The organism is Streptosporangium sp. H16 (assembly GCF_051918855.1).
Classification (GTDB): Bacteria; Actinomycetota; Actinomycetes; order Streptosporangiales; family Streptosporangiaceae; genus Streptosporangium.
The window spans coordinates 21,981-41,415 of record NZ_JBPXMD010000018.1; the positions used below are offsets into that span (position 1 = coordinate 21,981).

The window sequence follows — 19,435 nt, forward strand, 5'->3', positions numbered from 1 at the left end:
AATCCGCTCGGGGGGTGTATCAACGAGGCGACCGGCGGCTCTTAACCCGTGGCGACGTCAGGACATCTCCGAGACGAGGACGGCGAATATGGCGAGTACGGCGAATGCGGTACCGGACAGGTTCCAGGAACAGTTCGACCAGATCCAGGACGCCATGGGCGACGAGATCGTGCTCGCGGCGGGTTTCGAGGGTCCGGAGCGCATGTTCCTCTACGAGAAGGGCTACGTCCTCGCCCGCGCCGACGACGCCGACGAGGTCGCCTCGGTGGTCAGGGACGCGTTCGTCCGGGATCGCGGTGGCGACCAGGCCGAGAACGTGCGGGTGGAACGGGACGACAGCCCCGGCGGCGTGCTCAGGATCCGGGTCGGGGAACCGGACAGGAGCGAACGTTCCAGCGACCGGGACGTGTCGGACGCGCTGAGGGCCGTCGAGGGCCTGGAGCGTGACAACAGCCGTCGCATGGTGTCCAGGAACCACATCGTGTCCATCGCGGTGAACTGCTGCCCCGGCGACGAGCCGGTGCCGGTGCCCCGGTCCCAGCCGCCCAACCCTGCGGTGGCCGAGTCCTCCGGCCGGGGGGACGTGCCGGTGTCCGTCCTCGTGGTCGACACCGGGCTGGTGGAGAACTACAGGTCGCACCCGTGGATGCACCGCGTCGAGGGCGTGGGCAAGGAGGTCGAGCTCGACAAGGAGGGCATCCTCAAGCAGTACGTCGGGCACGGCACCTTCATCGCCGGGCTGGTCAGCGCCGTCGCGCCCGGCACCGACGTCACGGTGCACGGGACGCTCGTCAACGCGGGCGCCATCAGCGAGAAGGTCCTGGGTGACAAGCTGCTCGGCGGGATGCTTCCCGAGGGGAGGTGGCCCGACATCATCAACCTGTCCGCGGGGACGCCGAGCACGTGCTCGGAAACGCTCCTGGGGCTCGAACGCTTCATGGACGCGCTGATGGACCACCCCGAGACGCTGCTCGTGGCGGCCGCGGGAAACAACGGCAACACCGTGAGGTTCTGGCCCGCCGCCTACGCCGACCACCCCGGCTACGCCGGTGCCGTCGTGTCGGTGGGGGCGCTGAGGAAGGACGGCGCGGACCGCGCCTGCTTCAGCAACCACGGGCCGTGGGTGACGGCGTACGCGCCCGGTGAGCGCCTGGTGAGCGCCTTCACCGCGGTGGACCCCACCCCCGCGGTGTACGACTACCAGCACTCCACCTTCCCCCAGTGCCGGTACGGCCACCGGTACGACTGCACCTGCCAGTTCCCCCCGCACCGGGGCGAGCTCAGCGAGAACACGAAGGCGTCGCCGAGCGCGCTTCCCGAGCGCGTCGTGTTCGACGGCCTGGCGGAGTGGAGCGGCACCTCCTTCTCCACGCCCCTGGTGGTGGGCATGATCGCCGACTACATGATGCGGCACGAGGGGACCGGTTCCCGGGAGGCCGCCGGAAAGCTCCTGGACGAGACCCCCGCCGGCACCCTGCAGAGCATCCCCGTCCCGGCTCTCATCCCCTCCACCTGGAAATCGGCGAGCGTGCGAAGTGTTCCGGCCGGGCACTGAAAACCACTGCGGGCGGATCGGCCCTCCGGCGTACGATGACAGTCCCGAAAGCAAGGGGACCTCACCGTGGACCGAGACTCGATCGGCATCCTCTTCCGCGCCGCGGTGGACACCGACGACGCCGCGGCGTGGAAATCCCTGGTCGAAGGTCTCAGCCCCCTCGTGTGGTCCGTCGTGCGCGCTCACGGGCTGAGGGACGCGGACGCGCAGGAGGTCTACCAGACGACCTGGTTCCGGCTCGCGCAGAACCTCACGCGGATCCGTGAGCCGGACAGGGTCGGCGCGTGGCTGGCCAGCACGGCGCGCAACGAGTGCATCAAGGTGATCAGGACCGCCCGGCGGGTCTCGCCGAGCGGCGACCCTGCGGTGTTCGACCGCGCCGCCGACGACCGCACTCCGGAGCAGGCGGTGATCGACTCGGAGGACGCTGCGAGGGAGCGGGAGCGGGCGCGGGCGACCTGGCAGGCCTTCCAGGAGCTCGGTGAGAGCTGCCAGCGGTTGCTGCGCCTGCTCACGGCGTCACCGCCGTCCAGCTACCAGGAGGTGTCGGCGACGCTCGGCATCGCCGTCGGGAGCATCGGGCCGATCAGGCAACGCTGCCTGCGACGGCTGCGCGTCCTCCTGGGCAGGCGGGGTTTCCAATGAGCGACGACGAGCTGGAGGCGGAGCTGCGTCACGCCATCGAGCTGTTCGATCCCGTTCCGTCGCATCTCCTGCAGATCGCGGTCGAGGCGTACACGCTGCGCACGCTCGACGCGGAGCTGGCCGAGCTGGTCTTCGACTCGCTGAGCGGGTCCTCGCAGGTGCGGGGTGAGCGGCAGCCGCGCGTGCTGACCTTCCAGGGCGCGGGGCTCACCGTCGACCTGGAGGTCACCGTGACCGCCACCGGCGGGCGGGTGGTGGGCCAGCTGATGCCGCCGCGGCGCGTGGAGGTCGAGGTCCTCGGAGGCCGGCCGGTCACCCTGACGGCCGACGACCTGGGCAGGTTCATCTACGACGACGTTCCCGCCGGGCCGTTCAGCCTCCGCTGCCGTCTCGGGGACGCGACGGTCGTCACCGAGTGGATCACCGTCTGACGGCGGCCCGCGCGGTGGGCGCGGTGGGCGCGGCTTCCGGCCCGCGCCCGTCCGCGTCCCGCGGCGGCCCCCGGGTTTCGGTGCCCAGGTGGGGGTAATCGACCTGGTAGACGACACAGGGGGACCCATGAGTGACCGCCGGACCGTGCCCGAGTTGATGGGCGAGAACGACGTCGTGGACCTGCTGGTGCGCCAGCACGCGATGATCAGGGACCTGTTCGACGAGGTCGAGGAATCCCCCGCGGGGGCACGGCGGACCGAGGCCTTCGAGCGCCTCGTGCGGATGCTGGCGGTGCACGAGACCGCCGAGGAGGAGATCGTGCACCCCTACGCGCGTCTCAAGATCGAGGATGGGGACGAGGTGGTCGGCGACCGCCTCGCGGAGGAGAGGGAGGCGAAGCAGCTGCTCGTCGACCTGGAGAGGCTGGGCACCGGCCATCCCGACTTCTCCGAACATCTCCAGGTGCTGCGGGCGGCGGTGCTGGCCCACGCCCAGGCCGAGGAGCGCTACGAGTTCGCCCGGTTGCGCGCCCGGACGAGCGTGGCCGAGCGCCGGGCGATGGCGGCCGGGGTGAAGGCGGCCGAGGCGCTGGCCCCGACCCACCCGCACCCGGGTACGGAGTCGATGGTCATGAACCTGCTGTTCGGGCCGCCTCTGGCGATCGTGGACCGGACGCGCGACGTGATCCGCCAGGCCATGCGGGGGCACGGCGGCTGAGGTACGGCGTCCGCCCTGCCGCTCTCATCGGTGGTGGCCGGTCACGGGGCCCCGGCGAGGCCGGGTGGCGGGAGGCGGGGCGGCAGGAGGCAAGGTAAGGCGGGGCGGGGGCGGGGCCGGTCACGACCTCGTCGCCGCGCCCGCCTCCCGCAGCGAGGAGGTGCCGCGACGCCAGTGGCTCATGACGTGCTCGGCGAAGAGCCGGTCCAGGGCCAGGGCGCAGGCCGCGCCGTACAGGACGTCGCCGGCCCGCGAGGGGTACCGCGTCGCGAACCCGCCGCACATGTCGCCGGCGACGATCTGCTCGTGGGCCGCGTCGGCGCGCACGTGCTCGTCGTAGAAACGCCGCGCCGCCTCGTCACCGCCCAGCCTGCGCAGGCCCAGGGAGTAGCGGTGGTTGAGCGCCGAGGAGGTCATCTCGACCGCCGCCAGGTGGCCCAGCAGCGCTCCGAGGTGGCGCCGGTGCAGCCCGAACAGCGACATGGCGTTGGAGACGGCCAGCGTGATCGCCGGGACCCGGTCGAGGTGGGCGCCGTAGGAGTCGTCCAGGTCCAGCCCGCGCATGGTGGCCCGGAACAGCTCCGAGCGCATCCGCTCGGCCCTCCCGCCGCCGTACGCGTCCGCCTGGATCTCCACCAGCGCGGCCTTGGGACGGCCGCTCAGCCGGGGAATCGCCAGGGTGTGCGGGTCGGCCTCCCTGAGATGGTGGACCGACCGGTGCGTGACGAACTCGCGGAACTGCTCCAGGTCCGCCTGCCGCTGGAGGAACCCCGCCAGGTCGGGCCCGTCGACGGCGGCGGCCACCAGCTCGGCCAGGGCCTGGCGCGTCTGCTCGGGCCGCGAGCCTGGCGGGTACTGCACGGCCCGCGCCAGCCCCTCCTCGAACCGCGCCTCCAGGATCTCCCGCACCTCCAGCAGGGAGGGATTCCACTCCCACCGGTCGTCCACACCGTCGAAGCCCTGGTAGTGCAGCTCGTAGCAGACGAAGAGGGCCAGCTGCACGTCCTCGTCCCCGAGGACCGGGCCCGCGAAACGCGCCGGGAACGACAGGAGCGGGAGCGAGAGGAGACCGAAGCGGTGCGGCGGGCGTACCAGCCGTTCGAAGAGCAGGGAGGTGATCGGGCCTCGCACGGCGGGCAGCGCAGGAGCCTGGCCGGGAACCCCCGGATCCCGCGGGTTCGGGAGGTTCCGCTTCGAGCGCGGCGAAGGCGACGGGGACAGCGACGGCGGGGCCGGCGGGAACTTCGAGGGCGCCGGAGAACGTGACGAGCCGGAGGACCTCGGGAGCCCCGGCGTGCGCGACCGGATCGGAGACTCCGGGGGAGCCGGGAGGCGCGACGATCCGGAGGACTCGGAGCGCCCCCGCGTGCGCGGCCGTAACGGAGACTCCGAAGGGGCCGGGAGGCTCGGGGGCGCGGGGAGACCGGGAGCCGTCCGGGGTCCGCTCGCGGCCCCGGGGGGATCCTTCACCGTGGTGCCGTCGTCGTGGACGTCGGCGATACGCCGCCCGTAGTGAGCGGACGCGTCGAACCCGCGCGCCATGCGTCCCCCCGTTCGATGACCCCCAGACCGGTCCGATGCCCGCCCCGGAGCCCGCGAAACGCCCCCAAGATCGCTGCTTCCATCCGATGAACTGCAGAAACAACGAAATATGCGGGTACTCCGGTAGCTCGGGCGGCACTTCGGCCGTCCAGATCGGTCCGGTACCGCGTTCCTCGGGACGGGCCCGCGCCCGGCGTGCGGTCAGGCGTTCACCCTGGCGCGGCGGGCCTCGATCGCCTCCAGTCCCACCTGGTCGTCGGGGAGGGCGTCGGGCATCTCGGTGTCGAGCCCCACCAACCTCCTGACCCGCAGCGACCCGGCGACGACCAGCACCATCCCGAGAGCGCAGAGCAGGTAGAGCAGCCCGATGCCCCGGCCGGGTCCCACCCCGATCACCGCGCCGACCGTCGAGGCGAGCGTGCCGCCGGGGACGAGCAGCGGGTCGAGCAGGGCGGCGCCCAGCGGGGCCACCAGCCCCATGCCGATCGGCAGGGTCGACCAGGCGACCAGGGTGTTCAGCGCGAAGACCCGGCCGTGGTAGCGGTACGGCACCTTGATCTGGACGATCGTGGTGTAGATCGAGTTCATCACGGTGAGGAAGAAGGTCAGCGCGAACGCGCCGATCCCGATCGTCACCAGCGACGGGCTGAGGCCGACGATCACGCTTCCCGCGGCCATCGCCAGCGTGGCGGCCAGGACACCGCGGAAGCGCCGCTTGGGCGGCCCGCCCCACAGCGCCATGGTGAGCCCGCCGAGCAGCACGCCGAGGCCGCTCACCACCGAGATGCGGCTGACGTCGGCGAGGGTCGCGAAGGAGAGCACCAGCGGGGACACCAGCAGCATGAGCGGCGACAGGAAGATGTTGAGCACCGCGAAGAAGGCGAGCATCGAGCGCAGGCCCCGCTCGTTCCAGGTGTAGCCGAACCCCTTGGCGATCTCGGTGGTCAGCGGCTCCCTCGGCCGCCACGGCAGCGTGTCGGGGAAGCGGACGAGGAGCACGACGACGATCGCGAAGACGTAGCTGGCCACGTCGATCGCGACGATGCCGCCCAGCCCGATCCAGGCCAGCAGACCGGCGGCGATCAGCGGTACGACCAGCTGCGCCACGCCGCCCGCCATCTGGGTGACCCCGATCGCGTGGCCGAGGTAGTGCTTGGGGACCAGCTGCGGGACCGCGGAGTTGTAGGCCAGCCGCTGGAAGCTGCTCGCGACCGACAACGAGATGATCAGTAGGTAGATGTGCCAGAGCTGGAGGTCGCCGAACAGGATGATCCCGGCGAGTACCCCCTGGATGGCGGCCGAGGCGCAGTCGGCCAGCAGGATCACCCGGCGCCGGTCGCCCCGGTCCACGATCGCACCGGCCAGCGGCGAGATCAGCAGCCCCGCGAGGTTGAGCACGGCCAGGATCGAGAACTGCGTCACCGAACCCGAGTCGACCAGCACCGTGAGCGGCAGCGCCCACCCGACGAGCGCGGAACCGATCATGGATATCTGCTGGCCCGCGGAGAAGGTGAGGAAGCGCGCCATGCTGGGCCGCACGGCGTCCTTCCCGCCCTTCGCATCCGTCCCGTCCTTCGGGTCCGAGGTCCTGGCGACCCCGTGGACCCACCAGGTGTCGTCGGGACCGCGTTCCGGCGGCGCGTCCAGCCGGTCGTGGATCTGCAGGATCCCGGCCAGCTCCTCGGCCCGGTAGCGCAGGAAGAAGTGCCCGCCCTCGTCGAGGACGACCAGGGCCGCGGTGTCGGCGATGAAGTGCCATTCCCTGAACCGCTCCTCGTAGAAGTCGGTCGCCGGGTCGCGCTCGCCGATCACCGAGACGACCGGGGCGCGCAGCCGGACGCGGTCGGGGGTGTCGAACAGGTCGGTGAAGTACTTCTCGGCCGCCTTGCCGTCGTGGCGCATCGTGCGGACGATCCGGTCGGCCACCCCCGGATCGAGCTCCTCCAGGTCGACGCCCCGCGCCTTGAGCCAGTTGATGTCGCCCTGGCTGCGGCGCAGGCTCTCGAACTCCCCGATGCGCGACAGGGTCCGCATCAGGCCCCGGGGACGGGCGAAGGGGAAGATCGCCCCGATGTAGACGGCCTCGACCTCGCGTCCGGCCGCCTCCACGCGCCTGGCCAGCTCGGTGGCGAGGCCCGCGCCGACCCCGCAGTGACCGTAGATCACGACCGGCCCCTCGACGGTCCGCAGGATCTCCTCGGTGCAGCGCCTGGCGACCTCGTCGAACTCCTCGGGCTCCTCGTCCAGCCCGACGTCGTTGCCCGGGATGGCGACGGCGTAGAGCGCCTGGTCCTCGGGGAGCGCGTCGGCGAGCGGCTGGTAGACGATCGCGCTGCCCGAGCCGTAGGGGACGCAGACGTAGCTGCGCGTCACGGTACGGCGGGGGGTGAGCCGCTGGAGCAGCGGGCGGATCCCTCCGCCGCCGGAACCGCCGACGAACCCGGCCAGCTCCCGCACGGTGCGGAAGGAGAACAGGTCCACCAGGCCGACCTGCGGGCTGCCCTCGGGCAGGGCCCTGCGCAGCTTGGCCACGACCTGGATGGCCAGCAGGGAGTTGCCGCCCAGGTCGAAGAAGTCGTCGTTCGCGCCGACGCGCTCCACCGAGAGCACCTGCTCCCAGACGGCGGCGATCGCCCGCTCGGCGTCGTTCTCCGGCTCGACGTACTCGGCGGCCCCGGGCTTCTCCGGGGCGGGCAGGGCCTTGCGGTCCAGCTTGCCGTTCGGCGTCAGCGGCAGCGCGTCCAGGGTGACGAACATCGAGGGGACCATGTAGTCGGGCAGGGTGCCGCCTAGGGCGACCCGCACCCGGGCGGTCTCCGGCGGCTCGTCCGCGACGAGGTAGGCGACGAGCCGCCGGTCCCCCGGCACGTCCTCCCTCACGATCACCGCGGCGTCGCGCACCCCCGCGCGCTCCCGCAGCGCCGCCTCGATCTCTCCCAGCTCGATCCGCAGGCCGTGCAGCTTGACCTGGTCGTCGAGGCGGCCGAGGAACTCGATCGTGCCGTCGGGCAGCCACCGGGCCGCGTCGCCGGTCCGGTAGACGCGGTCGTGGCCGAGGGGGAAGAACCGCTCGGCGGTGAGCTCGGGCCGCCGGTGGTAGCCGAGGGCGACGCCGACCCCGCCGATGTGCAGCTCGCCGGGCACCCCCACCGGCACCGGGCGGCGGTGCGGGTCCAGCACGTGCAGCGCGATGTTCTGGATCGGCGCGCCGATCGGCACGCTCGTCCTGCCCGCGAGCGCCTCCGCGGTGCAGTGCCAGGAGGAGACGTCGATGGCGGCCTCGGTGGGACCGTAGAGGTTGTGCAGCTCGGCGCCCGGCAGGGTCGCGAGGCAGCGCAGGGCCAGGTCGACCGGGAGTTCCTCCCCGCTGCAGATGACGCGCCGCAGCGAGGTCAGGTCCCGTACGCCGTCCTCCGACAGGAAGATCCCGAGCATCGAGGGGACGAAGTGCGTCGTGGTGACGCCCTCCGAGGCCACCAGCTCGCGCAGGTAGGCCGGGTCGCGGTGCCCGCCCGGCTCGGCCAGCACCATCCTGGCGCCCGTCATGAGCGGCCAGAAGAACTCCCAGACCGACACGTCGAAGCCGGCGGGCGTCTTCTGCAGGACGACGTCGTCCGGCGTCAGGCCGTAGCGCCTCTGCATCCAGTCGAGGCGGTTGACGATGCCGCGGTGGCTGTTCGGCACGCCCTTCGGCCTGCCCGTCGAGCCGGAGGTGTAGATCATGTACGCCGCCGCGCCCGGCTCCACTGCGCCACCCGCGCCCGGCCCCATCGCGCCTGCCGCGCCCGGCTCGCCCGCACCACCCGGAGCGGCCCCGGCATCCCCGGCATCCCCGGCATCCCCGGCGTCATCGGCGTCATCGGCGTCATCGGCGTCCCCGGTGGCGGCCCAGACGGCGGGATCGTCCAGGGCGAGGACGGTGGCACCGTGCCTGGCCATCCAGTCCGCCAGGTGCCGCTGGGTCAGCACCACGGCGGCGCCCGCGTCGGAGAGCATGAAGGCGAGCCGGTCGGCGGGGTGGTCGGGGTCGAGCGGCACGTAGGCCGCCCCCGTCTTGAGCACGCCCAGCAGCCCGGTGACCAGCTCCGCCGACCGCTCCGCGCAGACCGCGACCAGCGATCCCGGCCCTGCCCCCGAGCCGCGCAGCACGCGGGCCACCCCGGCGGCCCGCTCGTCGAGCTCCCGGTAGGTCAGCGACTCGCCCCCGAAGGTGACCGCGGGAGCGTCGGGGCTCCGCGCCACCTGGGCCTCGACGAGGCCGTGCAGCGTCGCGCCGGCGGGGAAGTCGGCCGCCGTGGCGTTCCACTCCTCGGTGAGGAGACGGTGCTCGGCCTCCCCGAGCAGCTCCAGCTCGCTCACCGGGACGCCGGGGCGGGCGACGGCGTCCCGCAGGAGGTTCTCCAGGTGCCCGGCCATCCGCTCGACGGTCGCGGCGTCGAACAGCGCGGTCCGGTAGGTGAAGGTGGCGGTCATGCCGCCGTCGGCGGTGGGGACCAGGTAGAGCTCGATGTCGTAGCGCGCCGAGCCCGGCGCCATCGCGAAGTCCTCGGCCACCAGGTCACCGGCGGCGCCCGCGGCGACGGCGAAGTCGTGCATGGAGAAGAGCGCGTCGGCCAGCGGCTGCCTGCTCGGGTCGCGGGGCACGTCGAGCGCGTCGACCAGTCGCGTGAAGGGCAGTTCCTGGTGGTCGAGGGCGTCGATGACCACGTCGCGGGTGCGGGTGACGAGCTCGGCGAAGCCGGGGTCGCCGTCGAGGCGGGCGCGGAGCACGAGGGTGTTGACGAACATACCGACCACGTCGTCCAGTCCGGCCCTGGTCCGCCCGGCGACCGGCGTGCCGACGGCGAGATCGTCCCGGCCGCTGTAGCGGGCGAGCAGCACCTGGAAGGCGGCGAGCAGGGTCATGAAGCGGGTCGCGCCGCGCTCCGCGCCCAGCCCGGTCAGGGCGGTGACCAGCTCGGGGTCGAGCCGGTGGACGTGGGAGGCGCCGTCGAAGGCCAGCCGGGGCGGGCGCGGCCGGTCCGAGGGCAGCTCGGCGCGGGGCAGCCCGGCCAGTTCCCCGCGCCAGAACGCCAGCTCCCGCTCGAACGACCGCTCGCGCTGCCAGAGCGCGAAGTCCCCGTACCGGACGGCGGGCGCGGCGGGGGCGTCTCCCCGGTACAGCGCGAGGAGGTCGGCGAAGAGCAGCTGGGTCGACTGCCCGTCGGCGGCGATGTGGTGGACGAACAGCGCCAGGACGTGCTCGTCGTCGGCGATCCTGATCAGGGTGGCGCGCAGCAGCGGCCCCTCGGCCAGGTCCAGCGGCTCGGCGCTCTCCGCGCCGATCAGCTCGGCGGCCTCCGCGTCCGTGGCGGCCTCGGCCAGGCGCAGCGGCACCGGCGCGGTGGGAACGACGTGGACCGCGGGCCGCCCGTCCTCCGTCGCGGGGAAGCGGTGGCGCAGGCTCTCGTGCCGGTCCGTCAGCGTGGCCAGCAGGTCGCGCAGCCGGTCGACGTCGAGCGGGCCGCGCAGCCGCACCGCGACCGGGAGGGTGTACGTGGAGGTGCCCGGGGTGAAGTGCTCCATGAACCACAGGGGCTCCTGGGCCGGGGAGAGCGGGGGAGGCGTGCCCTCGGGCCTGCGCGGGATCTCGGGGCGTTCGGTGTCGACGGCCCCGCCCCGGAGCCTGCGCCTGAGCAGATCCCGCCTGGCATCGGACAGATCGGCGACGGACACGGCCTCATCCCCCTGTGACGACGTCTCCACGGGTACGCCGGAACAGCGCGGCGCCTGGGTGCGGGGGGCGCGGCGCGCTCACGATGAATCCACGGAAACCATCGGATGCGCACCCCGGTGTGCGCGGAATAGGAAAGAAGGTATCCTAAAAAGATCCGCGACTCCATCAAGGTCCACTGGCCACTTCCGGCAGCAGGAAAGGGGTGGCGGTCCTCACCGCGAACCGGCGGAACCACCGGGGAGGCGCCGGGGAAACCCCGGGGAGCCGCCGGAGAAGTGCCGGGAAACGCCGGGGAAAACACGGCGCCCGGCGCGTGGGAGCGGGGGAAGCACCGGTCTCCCGGTACGGGAAGGTACGGTCGGTTCATGTCCGAGCGCAGCATGCCGCATGACCTCGCCGCCTGGGCGTGCCCCCACGGGCAGGACGCTCGCCGGGGTTGCACGACCTGCTACGAGGAGTCGAGCGACCCCGACACGTCGAATCCCTTCTGGGAGGTCGCTGCGTGGTTCACCACCTCGCGGCCGATCCCGATCAGGACGCTCCAGGACGCGCACCACCACGGCCGCCATTTCGCCCTCGACCAGCCGTCCACGCCGCTGGTCTACCTGCTGACCGGCCGCGCCCGCGCGGGCGACAGCGTGCAGGCGATCGCGGGCGTCGTCGGCTTCCTGCTGCACAACCGGCACGTGGTGGCCGACTTCACCGTGACCGAGACCCGCGCCACCCGCCGCTCGCCCGGCACTCCCGCCGCGCCCAACGCGACCCGCCAGACCGACAAGTGGCTCCAGGACCAGCGCCGCCCCGACGGCCGCGCACGGTGAGGGCTCCGCGCCGCCAACGAGCGGACACGGCGACCGCCCGGTCATCCGTGACGGGCGTGCGACCGCCGCGCCACGGATGACAGGGTACGGCGGCGGTCCCTAAGCTCGACAACACCATTGTCGAGACAGCGGGCCGGGAGGCGATCGTGACGGCGGACCCTCCGGGCTTCGAGCTGCCGCTCCGGCTCTTCCTCGGCTTCCGGGTCCTCATCGACGAGCTCCACGCGGAGCTCGCCCGCCAGGGGCACCCTGACATGCGGCCGATGCACGGCTTCGTCCTGCAGGCGATCGGCCCCGAGGGCACCACGGCCGTGGAACTCGGCCGGCGGCTGGGCGTCTCCAAGCAGGCGGCCGGCAAGACGGTCGACGCCCTGGAGCAACTGGGCTACGTCGAGCGCGGCTCCGACCCCGGCGACGCCCGCCGCAAGATCGTGCGGCTCACCGAGCGGGGCGTCGACAGCCTCGTCCGGTCGGCGCGCATCTTCGAGGACCTGCGCGCGGGCTGGGCGAGGACCCTCGGCGAGGACCGTCTGCGCGCCCTGGAGGCCGACCTGCGCGCCGTGACCCCGCAGGACGTCTTCCGCCTGGACGTCCCCGGCTGGTTCGGCGGCCACTGAACGTTCACGGGAGCGGCCGGCGCGCGAAGCACTCCGTCCGAACGGGAGCCCGGTGAGCGGGACCTCACCGAAGGGAACGTCACCGGGTGGAACCTCCCTCATCCCGGCGGCGGCGGATGGAGAGCCCGGCTCTCGGGAGCGCGTACCGCGACGTGGGCGCCCCGCCCGGTTGGGGACAATGGCGGGTATGCGAATCCTGATCGTCGGCGGCACCCGGTTCGTCGGCCGGCACATCGCCGGGGCCGCGCTCGCGGCCGGACACGAGGTCTCCCTGCTGCACCGCGGCCGGTCCGGCCCCGGGCTGTTCCCCGAGGCCGAGCACCTGAGGGCCGACCGCGACGCCGACCTGTCCGTGCTGCACGACCGGCAGTGGGACGCGACGATCGACGTCAGCGCGTACTTCCCTTCGCAGGTGACCTCGCTCTCCGGCGCGCTCTCCACCGGCCAGTACGCCTTCGTCTCCAGCACCGCGGTCTACCGGACGCCCGAGGCGCGGGGCTTCACCGAGGACTCGCCTCTGGCGGAGCTCGACGGACCGGTCCCCGAGACGGTGACGAGCGAGACGTACGGGGCGCTGAAGGTGCTGTGCGAGCGGGCCGCGGCGGAGGCGTTCGGCTTCCCGACGCTGATCGTGCGGCCCACGTACGTCATCGGCCCGCACGACCACACCGGCCGCTTCACCTACTGGGTCAACCGGATCGCGCGGGGCGGCGAGGTCCTCGCGCCCGGCGACCCCGGCGACCCCATCCAGGTGATCGACGCCCGCGACCTGGCCGCCTGGATCGTCTCCATGGTCGAGGGGACGCGTTCGGGCACCTTCCACACGGTCAGCCCTCCCCCGCCGTTCTCCTTCGGCGACATGCTGGAGGCGATCGCGGCCGAGGTCGGGCCGCCGGGAACGACCCTGACCTGGGTCGGGCAGGACTTCCTGCTCGCCCAGGGCGAGACCGGCCGGTCGCTGCCCCTGTGGTCCGAGGGCGACCCGTGGATGTCGGTCAACACCGCCGACCCCGCCGCCGCCCGCGCCGCGGGGCTCGACCCGCGGCCCCTGGGGCGGTCGATCCGCGAGATCCGCGAGGCGGAGTCGTCCTTCTCGACGGACGCCGCGATCACCCCCGCCAGGGAGGCCGAGCTGCTGTCCCGCTGGTCCGCGCGCGGCGCCTAGAACGGACCTCCGGCCGTCGCCCTTCCGGCCTCCGGCCAACGGTCATCGGCTCCCGGACATCGGGCGGAGCTGCGGGCCGCGATTGTCGGCGCCCGGCCGCCCGTCCGGAACCGCCGCGCCGAAGGCCGCTCACCCGGGGCGATCGAGCCAGGGCCGAACCGGGGACGTCGGCACCCGGCCGCGTCCCGGGGTCAGCTCCCCAGCCGTGAAGGCCGCAGCGGGTTGTGTCCGACCTCCAGCAGCGCCCGCCGCCGGTCGTCGTCGTCATCGTCGACCGCTCCCTCGGCCAGCGTGTCCTCGACGCGGTCGACGGCCTGCCGCATCGTCTCGACGTCGTCGGCGGTCAGGTCGGCCTTCCGCTTACCGAGAACCTGGAGCACCTGGCGCCCGAGCGGCGGCATGGCCGCCTCCGGGCTCACCGCGTCGGCCCCGTCCGCCGACGCGGAGGCCGAGGCCAGCAGGAAAGCCCTCAGCTCCTCCGACGTCATGTTCACGACCTCGTGGAACTCCTGCCACACCAGGTCGAGGATCAGATCCGATTCGTCGGTCATCGTGCTCTCCTCTCATGCCGGGCCGGTACGGCCACGCCCCGGACACGAACCGGCCGCCGGCGAGAGTGCGCGCGACGGCGGGCGCACGGCCCGCCCTACCCCGGCTTCCACACCGATAACACGAGAGCCGGGGCACGGATGGGGAAAGAGGCCTCCGCAGCCGGATGAGAGCCACCCTCGGGCGGGGTCGCCCTCCGAGCGCACGCCCCTGTCCGGACAGCGGCGGCCGACCGGCCGAGCCCTCAGAAACAGAACCCTCTCGGACGGGCCTTCCGAAAAAGTCCTCCAAGGAGGGGAAGGCGGCCCTGCCGCAGAGTGATCTCATGCGACCAAGGCCATTCAGCCACTATTTTCTTAAATGTCAGAATTTAAGACGAAATTTGCCTCCAGAGTCGAACCTGCAATTCTCGCTCCGGCGTAACCTCGGCCTTTCTCTTCGGCGGCGATCCCGGACCAAGGCTTTGTCTTACACGGGGTGAACGCCCGGATGCCCCTGAACTAGCGTTTTGTGTGACATCGATTCCACATATTTCTGGAAACCGGATTGGCGCCCAGCAGGGTCAGGCGGCATGCCGGACTGAAACATCAGAGACGGAGTGACATGTTCAAGCACGTTCTCACCATCGGCACATTGGCGGCCTCCGGCTTCATCGTCGCCATGACGATGCCGGTTCAGCCCGTCGGGGCGAACGCGACACCCCAGGAAGCCGCTCCGGTATCCGTACTTCTGAGTGATCCGTCCCCCGGCGGTCACCGACAGCACCGCTCCTCACCCGGCCATTACCAGCCTCGCTCCTCACCCGGCCGCCAGCAGCACCGTTTCTCGCCCGGCCGCCAGCAGCACCGCTCCTCACCCGACCATTACCAGCCCCGCTCCTCACCCGGCCGCCAGCGGCAACAACCCGAGGCCGGCCGCCAGGACGGCTCCTCGCCCGGCCGCCAGCACTACTCCGTGCGCGGCAATCAGTACTTCTCGCCCGGCAGCCCCTTCTAGCCGAGAGGTTCCGAAGCGGGCCGGTGGTCGTGGACGATCGATGACCTGGTGGTCGGCGCGCCGGCCCCTGTCGTCGTGCCGGATCGCCGCGCCGTCGCCGGGGTACGCCGAGCGGGAACGACCGGTCAAGGCGCCGCGTTCCTTCGATCCTGTCGTCGGTCCTCACATGAGATGTGTCACGAGGGTGTCCAGGCCGGTCACCACAAACCGGTCTTCGACACCCTCGTCCTGTCCGGCGGCCGGTTCCGCGATGCCCGGGGGCGGCCGGCCGTCGGTCGCACCGTCACCTCGGAACGTCCCGTCCAGGACAAACCCCTCCGAGACAAGCCTGACCGGCCGGCCCTCCTCAGGCGGGGTTGTCCACGGTGAAGCGCACTCCGGAGAAGCGGCTCCGCCACTCGGTGACCTCCGGCGCCACGGTGCCCGGGTCGACGTTCTCGTCCAGGCCCCGGGCGACGAACGCGGCCAGCTCCGGCATGTCCGCCTCGGTCATCCCGAGCCTGACGATTTCCGGCGTACCGACGCGCAGGCCGTTCGTGTCCCCCTCGACCGCCTCCGACGGCAGGCCGATGCCGCAGGCGAGGAGGTTGGCCTCGCGCAGCCGCCGGGCGGCCCGCTGGCCGCCGCCGTAGCGGTGGGCCAGGACGGCGAACTGGTGGGAGCGGGTACATCCGCGCTCGGCGGCGAAGACCGGCACCCCGAGGGCGAGCAGCTCGTCCGCCAGCCGCCGCGCGGTCGCGACCATCTCCCGCGCGTAGGCGGGTCCCGCGGCCTTCCAGTCGAGCATCGTCATGGCGAGCGCCGCGGTCTTGCCCGCGTCGAAGTTCGCGGTCAGCCCCGGGTAGGCGATCGCTTCGATCCGCTGGGCCAGCTCGGCGTCGTCGGTCACGATGAGGCCGCCCGCGGGACCGCCCAGGCTCTTGTACGTGCTCATGGTGATCAGGTGGGCGCCCTCGTCGAGCGGCTGCGGCCAGACCTTCCCGGCGATCATCCCGCACAGGTGAGCGGCGTCGAAGAGCACGCGGGCGCCGACCGAGTCGGCGATCTCGCGGATCCGGGCCACGGGGTGGTGGAACAGGTTGAGGCTGCCGCCGATGGTGATCAGCTTCGGCCGTACCCGCCCGGCGAGCTCTCGCAGGGCGTCGACGTCCACCGTGTAGCCGTCGGACGTGACGGGGGCGGGAACGATCCGCAGCCCGTACAGGCCGGCCGCGCCCGGCTGGTGGTGGGTGACGTGGCCGCCGATGCTCGCCGGAGGGGCGATGATCGTGTCACCGGGTTCGCAGGTGGCCATGAACGTGTAGAGGTTCGCGAGCGCCCCCGAGCCGACGCGCACCTCGGCGTAGCGCGCGCCGAAGACCTCCGCGACCAGCTCGGCGGCGACGATCTCGATCTGCTCGATCGCCTCCAGGCCCATCTCGTACTTCTCGCCCGGGTAGCCCAGCGACGGCCGCGACCCGAGGTTGGCCGAGAGCAGGGCCTCGGCCCGCGGGTTCATGATGTTCGTGGCCGGGTTCAGGTTGACCGACTCCACGTCGTGGATGCGGTGGTTGTCGGCCACCAGTCTTTCGATCTCGCTCTGGACCGTGGAGGCGGTCTGATCCGTCACGGCCTTCAGGACGGACTGGACGCGATCCTCGGTGGCGGCGGGCACCCAGGGACGGTGGGCGAGAGCACGGGGCATCGGATGATCTCCTGGCCGACAGGCAGACGGCTGTCGCGATGACGTCACGGTGTCTGCCACACGACGTTAGATCGCCGACGACGCCCGGCGCATCAGGTGAAAGATGGGCTTTCTAGCTGCTTTTTCCTACATTTGTCGGAAAAAGATCACTTCTTCCACAGGGAACCCAGACGCACCTTCAGTCTCCCCAACCGGCATCCCCGCGACCTCGGGACAGGACCGCTTCAAGGCCGCACGATGGGACAGCTTCAGCGCCGCACAAGGGGGCCGTTTTAAATGAGTGAGCAGCTCACTCACTCATCGGATAGGATGTCCGGCGTGATCTCGACCTCACAGCGGGCGACTCCCCTCCCCCCCGACGAGCGGCGCGCGGCCCTCATCGCCTCCACCCTGTCGCTCGTGCTCGCCGAGGGCCCCGACGTGAGCACCCGGCAGATCGCGCAGGCCGCGGGCGTGGCCGAGGGGACGATCTTCCGGGTCTTCACCACCAAGGACGAGCTCGTGAACGCGGCCGTCGCCAGCGCCTTCGACTCCTCCCCGCTGCTGGACGAGCTGGAGGCCGTCGACCGTACGGCTCCCCTGGACGTCCGGCTCGTCGCGGCGGTCGAGATCCTGCAGCGGCGCACCGCGCGCATCTTCCGCGTGGTGGACGCGATCGGGCTGAAAGCCCTCGAGGCCGGCCGCGACCACCAGAACCTCTCCGAGGAGAGCGCCCTCATCCGGCAGGCGCTCACCGACCTGATCGAACCCGCCCGCGACCGGCTGCGGCTCGAACCGCGCGAGGCCGCGCGCCGGCTGCAACTGCTGACCATCGCGTGCACCCATCCCCGGCTCGTCGAGAACGACCCGGTGACCGCCTCGGAGATCGTCTCCATGCTGCTCGACGGGGTCCGCCTGCGCCCCGGCGCCCCCGAACCGCTTCCCTGACCCCGACCGTCCCGACGACCCGACGGCCCCGGCGCCCCCGCCCTCCCCGCCTCGACCCGATCCCTCACCTCGATCCGCCTCGATCCACCTCGGCCCGATCCCTCGCCTCGACGTCCTCCTTGACCTCAACCGAGGTTCACCTCGCAGGCTGATCCCCGACACTCCCTGGAGGAGATCCCCATGATCCCGGTTACCGGGGTGACGGGCGAGACCGGCCGGCGGCCGGATCCCCGGCACGACGCCCCTCGCCCGGCCATCCCACGTGAAGAGACCTCATGCTGACCCGCCTGCTCCGCACGTACCTGCGCCCCTACTCGTGGGTGCTGACCGCCGTGGTGGTGCTGCAACTCGTCGGCACCATCGCCTCCCTGTACCTGCCCAGCCTGAACGCCGACATCATCGACCGAGGCGTCGCCACCGGCGACACCGGCTACATCCTGTCCGCCGGCGGCTGGATGCTGCTCGTCTCCCTCGTGCAGATCGCCTGCGCGATCGCGGCGGTCTACTACGGTTCCCTCGCTGCCATGGGGTTCGGGCGGGACGTCCGCTCGGCCGTCTTCCACCAGGTCGGCGGGTTCTCCGCCAGGGAGGTCTCCCAGTTCGGGGCCCCCTCGCTGATCACCCGCGGCACCAACGACGTGCAGCAGGTCCAGATGCTCGTCGTGATGACCTGCACGATGCTGGTCGCCGCTCCGATCATGGGCGTCGGCGGCATCATCATGGCCCTGCGCCAGGATCTCGGCCTGTCCTGGCTCATGCTGGTCTGCGTCCCCGCGCTGCTGGTGTCGATCGGCCTGATCATCACCCGCATGGTCCCCCAGTTCCGCGCGATGCAGGACCGCATCGACACGGTCAACCGGGTGCTGCGCGAGCAGCTCACCGGCATCCGCGTGGTGCGCGCCTTCGTCCGTGAGCGCGAGGAGACCCGCAGGTTCGCCGAGGCCAACCAGGCGCTGACCGACACGTCGCTGCGCGTCGGACGGCTGACCGCGCTCATCTTCCCGACCGTGATGCTGATCCTCAACGTCTCCAGCATCGCCGTGCTCTGGTTCGGCGCCGCGCGGGTCGACAGCGGCGAGATGCAGGTCGGCGCCCTCACCGCGTTCCTCATGTACCTGATGCAGATCCTCATGTCGATGATGATGGCCACCTTCATCTCGATGATGATCCCGCGCGCCGCGGTCTGCGCCGAGCGCATCGTCGAGGTGCTCGACACCGAGTCGTCGGTGACGCCGCCCCGCGACCCGGTACGGCAGGTGAGCGGGCGCGCCGAACTGGAGATGCGCGACGTCGAGTTCCGCTACCCGGGCGCGGCGGCACCGGTGCTGTCCGGCATCTCCTTCCGCGCGGAGGCGGGACAGACCACCGCCGTCATCGGCAGCACGGGCTCCGGCAAGACGACGCTGATCTCCCTGATACCCCGGCTGTTCGACGCCACCTCGGGCACGGTGTCGGTCGACGGCGTCGACATCCGCGACCTCGACCCCCAGACGCTCTGGACGCGCATCGGCCTGGTGCCGCAGAGGCCGTACCTGTTCAGCGGCACCGTCGCGAGCAACCTGCGGTACGGCAACCCGGACGCGAGCGACGCGGAGCTGTGGGAGGCGCTGGAGGTCGCCCAGGCCCGCGACTTCGTCGAGGCGATGCCCGAGGGCCTGGAGGCGCCCATCGCGCAGGGCGGCACGAACGTGTCCGGCGGGCAGCGGCAGCGGCTCGCCATCGCCAGGGCGCTGGTCAGCAAGCCCGAGATCTACCTGTTCGACGACTCGTTCTCGGCCCTCGACCTGGCCACCGACGCGCGGCTGCGGGCCGCCCTGCGCCCGCACACCGCCGACGCCGCCATCGTCATCGTCGGCCAGCGGGTCTCCACCATCGCCGACGCCGACCAGATCATCGTCCTGGACGACGGCGTGATCGTCGGCCTGGGCACCCACGACGAGCTGCTGGATTCCTGCCCCACGTACCTCGAGATCGTCGAGTCCCAACTAGCCGCGGAGACCGCAGCATGAGCGACCGGCCCACGACGACCACGCGACCGCGCCCCCCGGGCCCCCCGGCCGGAGGGCCCG

At 72.0% G+C, this 19,435-nt stretch carries 14 protein-coding genes; 10 read left to right on the plus strand and 4 right to left on the minus strand.

Going from position 1 to position 19,435, the window contains the following annotated elements:
• The first annotated feature begins 88 nt into the window (after positions 1-88).
• The 4 genes from ACTOQ2_RS27160 (at position 89) to ACTOQ2_RS27175 (ending at position 3,349) form a co-directional block, all read left to right on the plus strand.
• On the plus strand, positions 89-1,555 hold the full coding sequence (locus ACTOQ2_RS27160) for a S8/S53 family peptidase (protein ID WP_440103268.1): 1,467 nt from the start codon (positions 89-91) through the stop codon (positions 1,553-1,555).
• A gap of 66 nt (positions 1,556-1,621) precedes the next feature.
• A complete protein-coding gene (locus ACTOQ2_RS27165; protein ID WP_440103269.1) occupies positions 1,622-2,200 on the plus strand; it encodes an RNA polymerase sigma factor in 579 nt (192 codons plus the stop codon).
• Positions 2,197-2,631 (plus strand): hypothetical protein, encoded by a 435-nt coding sequence (locus ACTOQ2_RS27170; RefSeq protein WP_440103271.1) that lies wholly within the window; start codon positions 2,197-2,199, stop codon positions 2,629-2,631. Before ACTOQ2_RS27165 ends, ACTOQ2_RS27170 begins: the two co-directional genes overlap by 4 nt.
• A 127-nt stretch (positions 2,632-2,758) precedes the next feature.
• Complete coding sequence (locus tag ACTOQ2_RS27175; protein ID WP_440103273.1) at positions 2,759-3,349, plus strand: hemerythrin domain-containing protein; 591 nt, start codon at positions 2,759-2,761, stop codon at positions 3,347-3,349.
• A 120-nt stretch (positions 3,350-3,469) separates the two neighbouring features.
• Here the strand turns inward: ACTOQ2_RS27175 and ACTOQ2_RS27180 are convergent, their stop codons facing one another.
• Both ACTOQ2_RS27180 and ACTOQ2_RS27185 read right to left on the minus strand, forming a co-directional pair.
• Complete coding sequence (locus ACTOQ2_RS27180; protein ID WP_440103275.1) at positions 3,470-4,480, minus strand: iron-containing redox enzyme family protein; 1,011 nt, start codon at positions 4,478-4,480, stop codon at positions 3,470-3,472.
• 612 nt (positions 4,481-5,092) lie between these two features.
• Positions 5,093-10,606, minus strand: coding sequence for an amino acid adenylation domain-containing protein (locus ACTOQ2_RS27185; protein WP_440103277.1), 5,514 nt, complete (start codon positions 10,604-10,606; stop codon positions 5,093-5,095).
• 366 nt (positions 10,607-10,972) lie between these two features.
• On the opposite strand from ACTOQ2_RS27185, the gene ACTOQ2_RS27190 reads away from it, so the two are divergent.
• From ACTOQ2_RS27190 to ACTOQ2_RS27200, 3 genes are all read left to right on the plus strand, one after another.
• Positions 10,973-11,428: a hypothetical protein gene (locus ACTOQ2_RS27190; protein WP_362845950.1), complete on the plus strand. Its 456-nt coding sequence runs from the start codon at positions 10,973-10,975 to the stop codon at positions 11,426-11,428.
• A 146-nt stretch (positions 11,429-11,574) separates the two neighbouring features.
• Complete coding sequence (locus tag ACTOQ2_RS27195) at positions 11,575-12,045, plus strand: MarR family winged helix-turn-helix transcriptional regulator (RefSeq protein WP_440103279.1); 471 nt, start codon at positions 11,575-11,577, stop codon at positions 12,043-12,045.
• Positions 12,046-12,232: 187 nt separating this feature from the next.
• Complete coding sequence (locus tag ACTOQ2_RS27200) at positions 12,233-13,210, plus strand: NAD-dependent epimerase/dehydratase family protein (RefSeq protein WP_440103281.1); 978 nt, start codon at positions 12,233-12,235, stop codon at positions 13,208-13,210.
• 191 nt (positions 13,211-13,401) lie between these two features.
• Here the strand turns inward: ACTOQ2_RS27200 and ACTOQ2_RS27205 are convergent, their stop codons facing one another.
• On the minus strand, positions 13,402-13,761 hold the full coding sequence (locus ACTOQ2_RS27205) for a DUF3140 domain-containing protein (protein WP_440103283.1): 360 nt from the start codon (positions 13,759-13,761) through the stop codon (positions 13,402-13,404).
• Between the two features lie 601 nt (positions 13,762-14,362).
• Here ACTOQ2_RS27205 and ACTOQ2_RS27210 point away from each other — a divergent pair.
• Positions 14,363-14,755, plus strand: coding sequence for a hypothetical protein (locus ACTOQ2_RS27210; RefSeq protein ID WP_440103285.1), 393 nt, complete (start codon positions 14,363-14,365; stop codon positions 14,753-14,755).
• Between the two features lie 346 nt (positions 14,756-15,101).
• Here the strand turns inward: ACTOQ2_RS27210 and glyA are convergent, their stop codons facing one another.
• Entirely contained in the window at positions 15,102-16,439 is a 1,338-nt protein-coding gene (gene glyA / locus ACTOQ2_RS27215; protein ID WP_440103286.1) for a serine hydroxymethyltransferase, read from the minus strand.
• A 318-nt stretch (positions 16,440-16,757) separates the two neighbouring features.
• Here glyA and ACTOQ2_RS27220 point away from each other — a divergent pair, with 318 nt between their 5' ends.
• Together ACTOQ2_RS27220 and ACTOQ2_RS27225 are read left to right on the plus strand one after the other, a co-directional pair.
• Positions 16,758-17,366, plus strand: coding sequence for a TetR/AcrR family transcriptional regulator (locus tag ACTOQ2_RS27220; protein WP_440103287.1), 609 nt, complete (start codon positions 16,758-16,760; stop codon positions 17,364-17,366).
• A 275-nt stretch (positions 17,367-17,641) separates the two neighbouring features.
• Entirely contained in the window at positions 17,642-19,375 is a 1,734-nt protein-coding gene (locus ACTOQ2_RS27225) for an ABC transporter ATP-binding protein (RefSeq protein ID WP_440103288.1), read from the plus strand.
• Positions 19,376-19,435 lie beyond the last annotated feature (60 nt).

What these genes read in the sequence shown, in the direction of transcription:
- ACTOQ2_RS27160 (WP_440103268.1), top strand. Translation starts at nt 89, where the DNA reads ATGGCGAGTACGGCGAATGCGGTACCGGACAGGTTCCAGGAACAGTTC.
- ACTOQ2_RS27170 (WP_440103271.1), top strand. Translation starts at nt 2,197, where the DNA reads ATGAGCGACGACGAGCTGGAGGCGGAGCTGCGTCACGCCATCGAGCTG.
- ACTOQ2_RS27175 (WP_440103273.1), top strand. Translation starts at nt 2,759, where the DNA reads ATGAGTGACCGCCGGACCGTGCCCGAGTTGATGGGCGAGAACGACGTC.
- ACTOQ2_RS27190 (WP_362845950.1), top strand. Translation starts at nt 10,973, where the DNA reads ATGTCCGAGCGCAGCATGCCGCATGACCTCGCCGCCTGGGCGTGCCCC.
- ACTOQ2_RS27200 (WP_440103281.1), top strand. Translation starts at nt 12,233, where the DNA reads ATGCGAATCCTGATCGTCGGCGGCACCCGGTTCGTCGGCCGGCACATC.
- ACTOQ2_RS27205 (WP_440103283.1), bottom strand. Translation starts at nt 13,761, where the DNA reads ATGACCGACGAATCGGATCTGATCCTCGACCTGGTGTGGCAGGAGTTC.
- ACTOQ2_RS27210 (WP_440103285.1), top strand. Translation starts at nt 14,363, where the DNA reads ATGTTCAAGCACGTTCTCACCATCGGCACATTGGCGGCCTCCGGCTTC.
- glyA (WP_440103286.1), bottom strand. Translation starts at nt 16,439, where the DNA reads ATGCCCCGTGCTCTCGCCCACCGTCCCTGGGTGCCCGCCGCCACCGAG.
- ACTOQ2_RS27225 (WP_440103288.1), top strand. Translation starts at nt 17,642, where the DNA reads ATGCTGACCCGCCTGCTCCGCACGTACCTGCGCCCCTACTCGTGGGTG.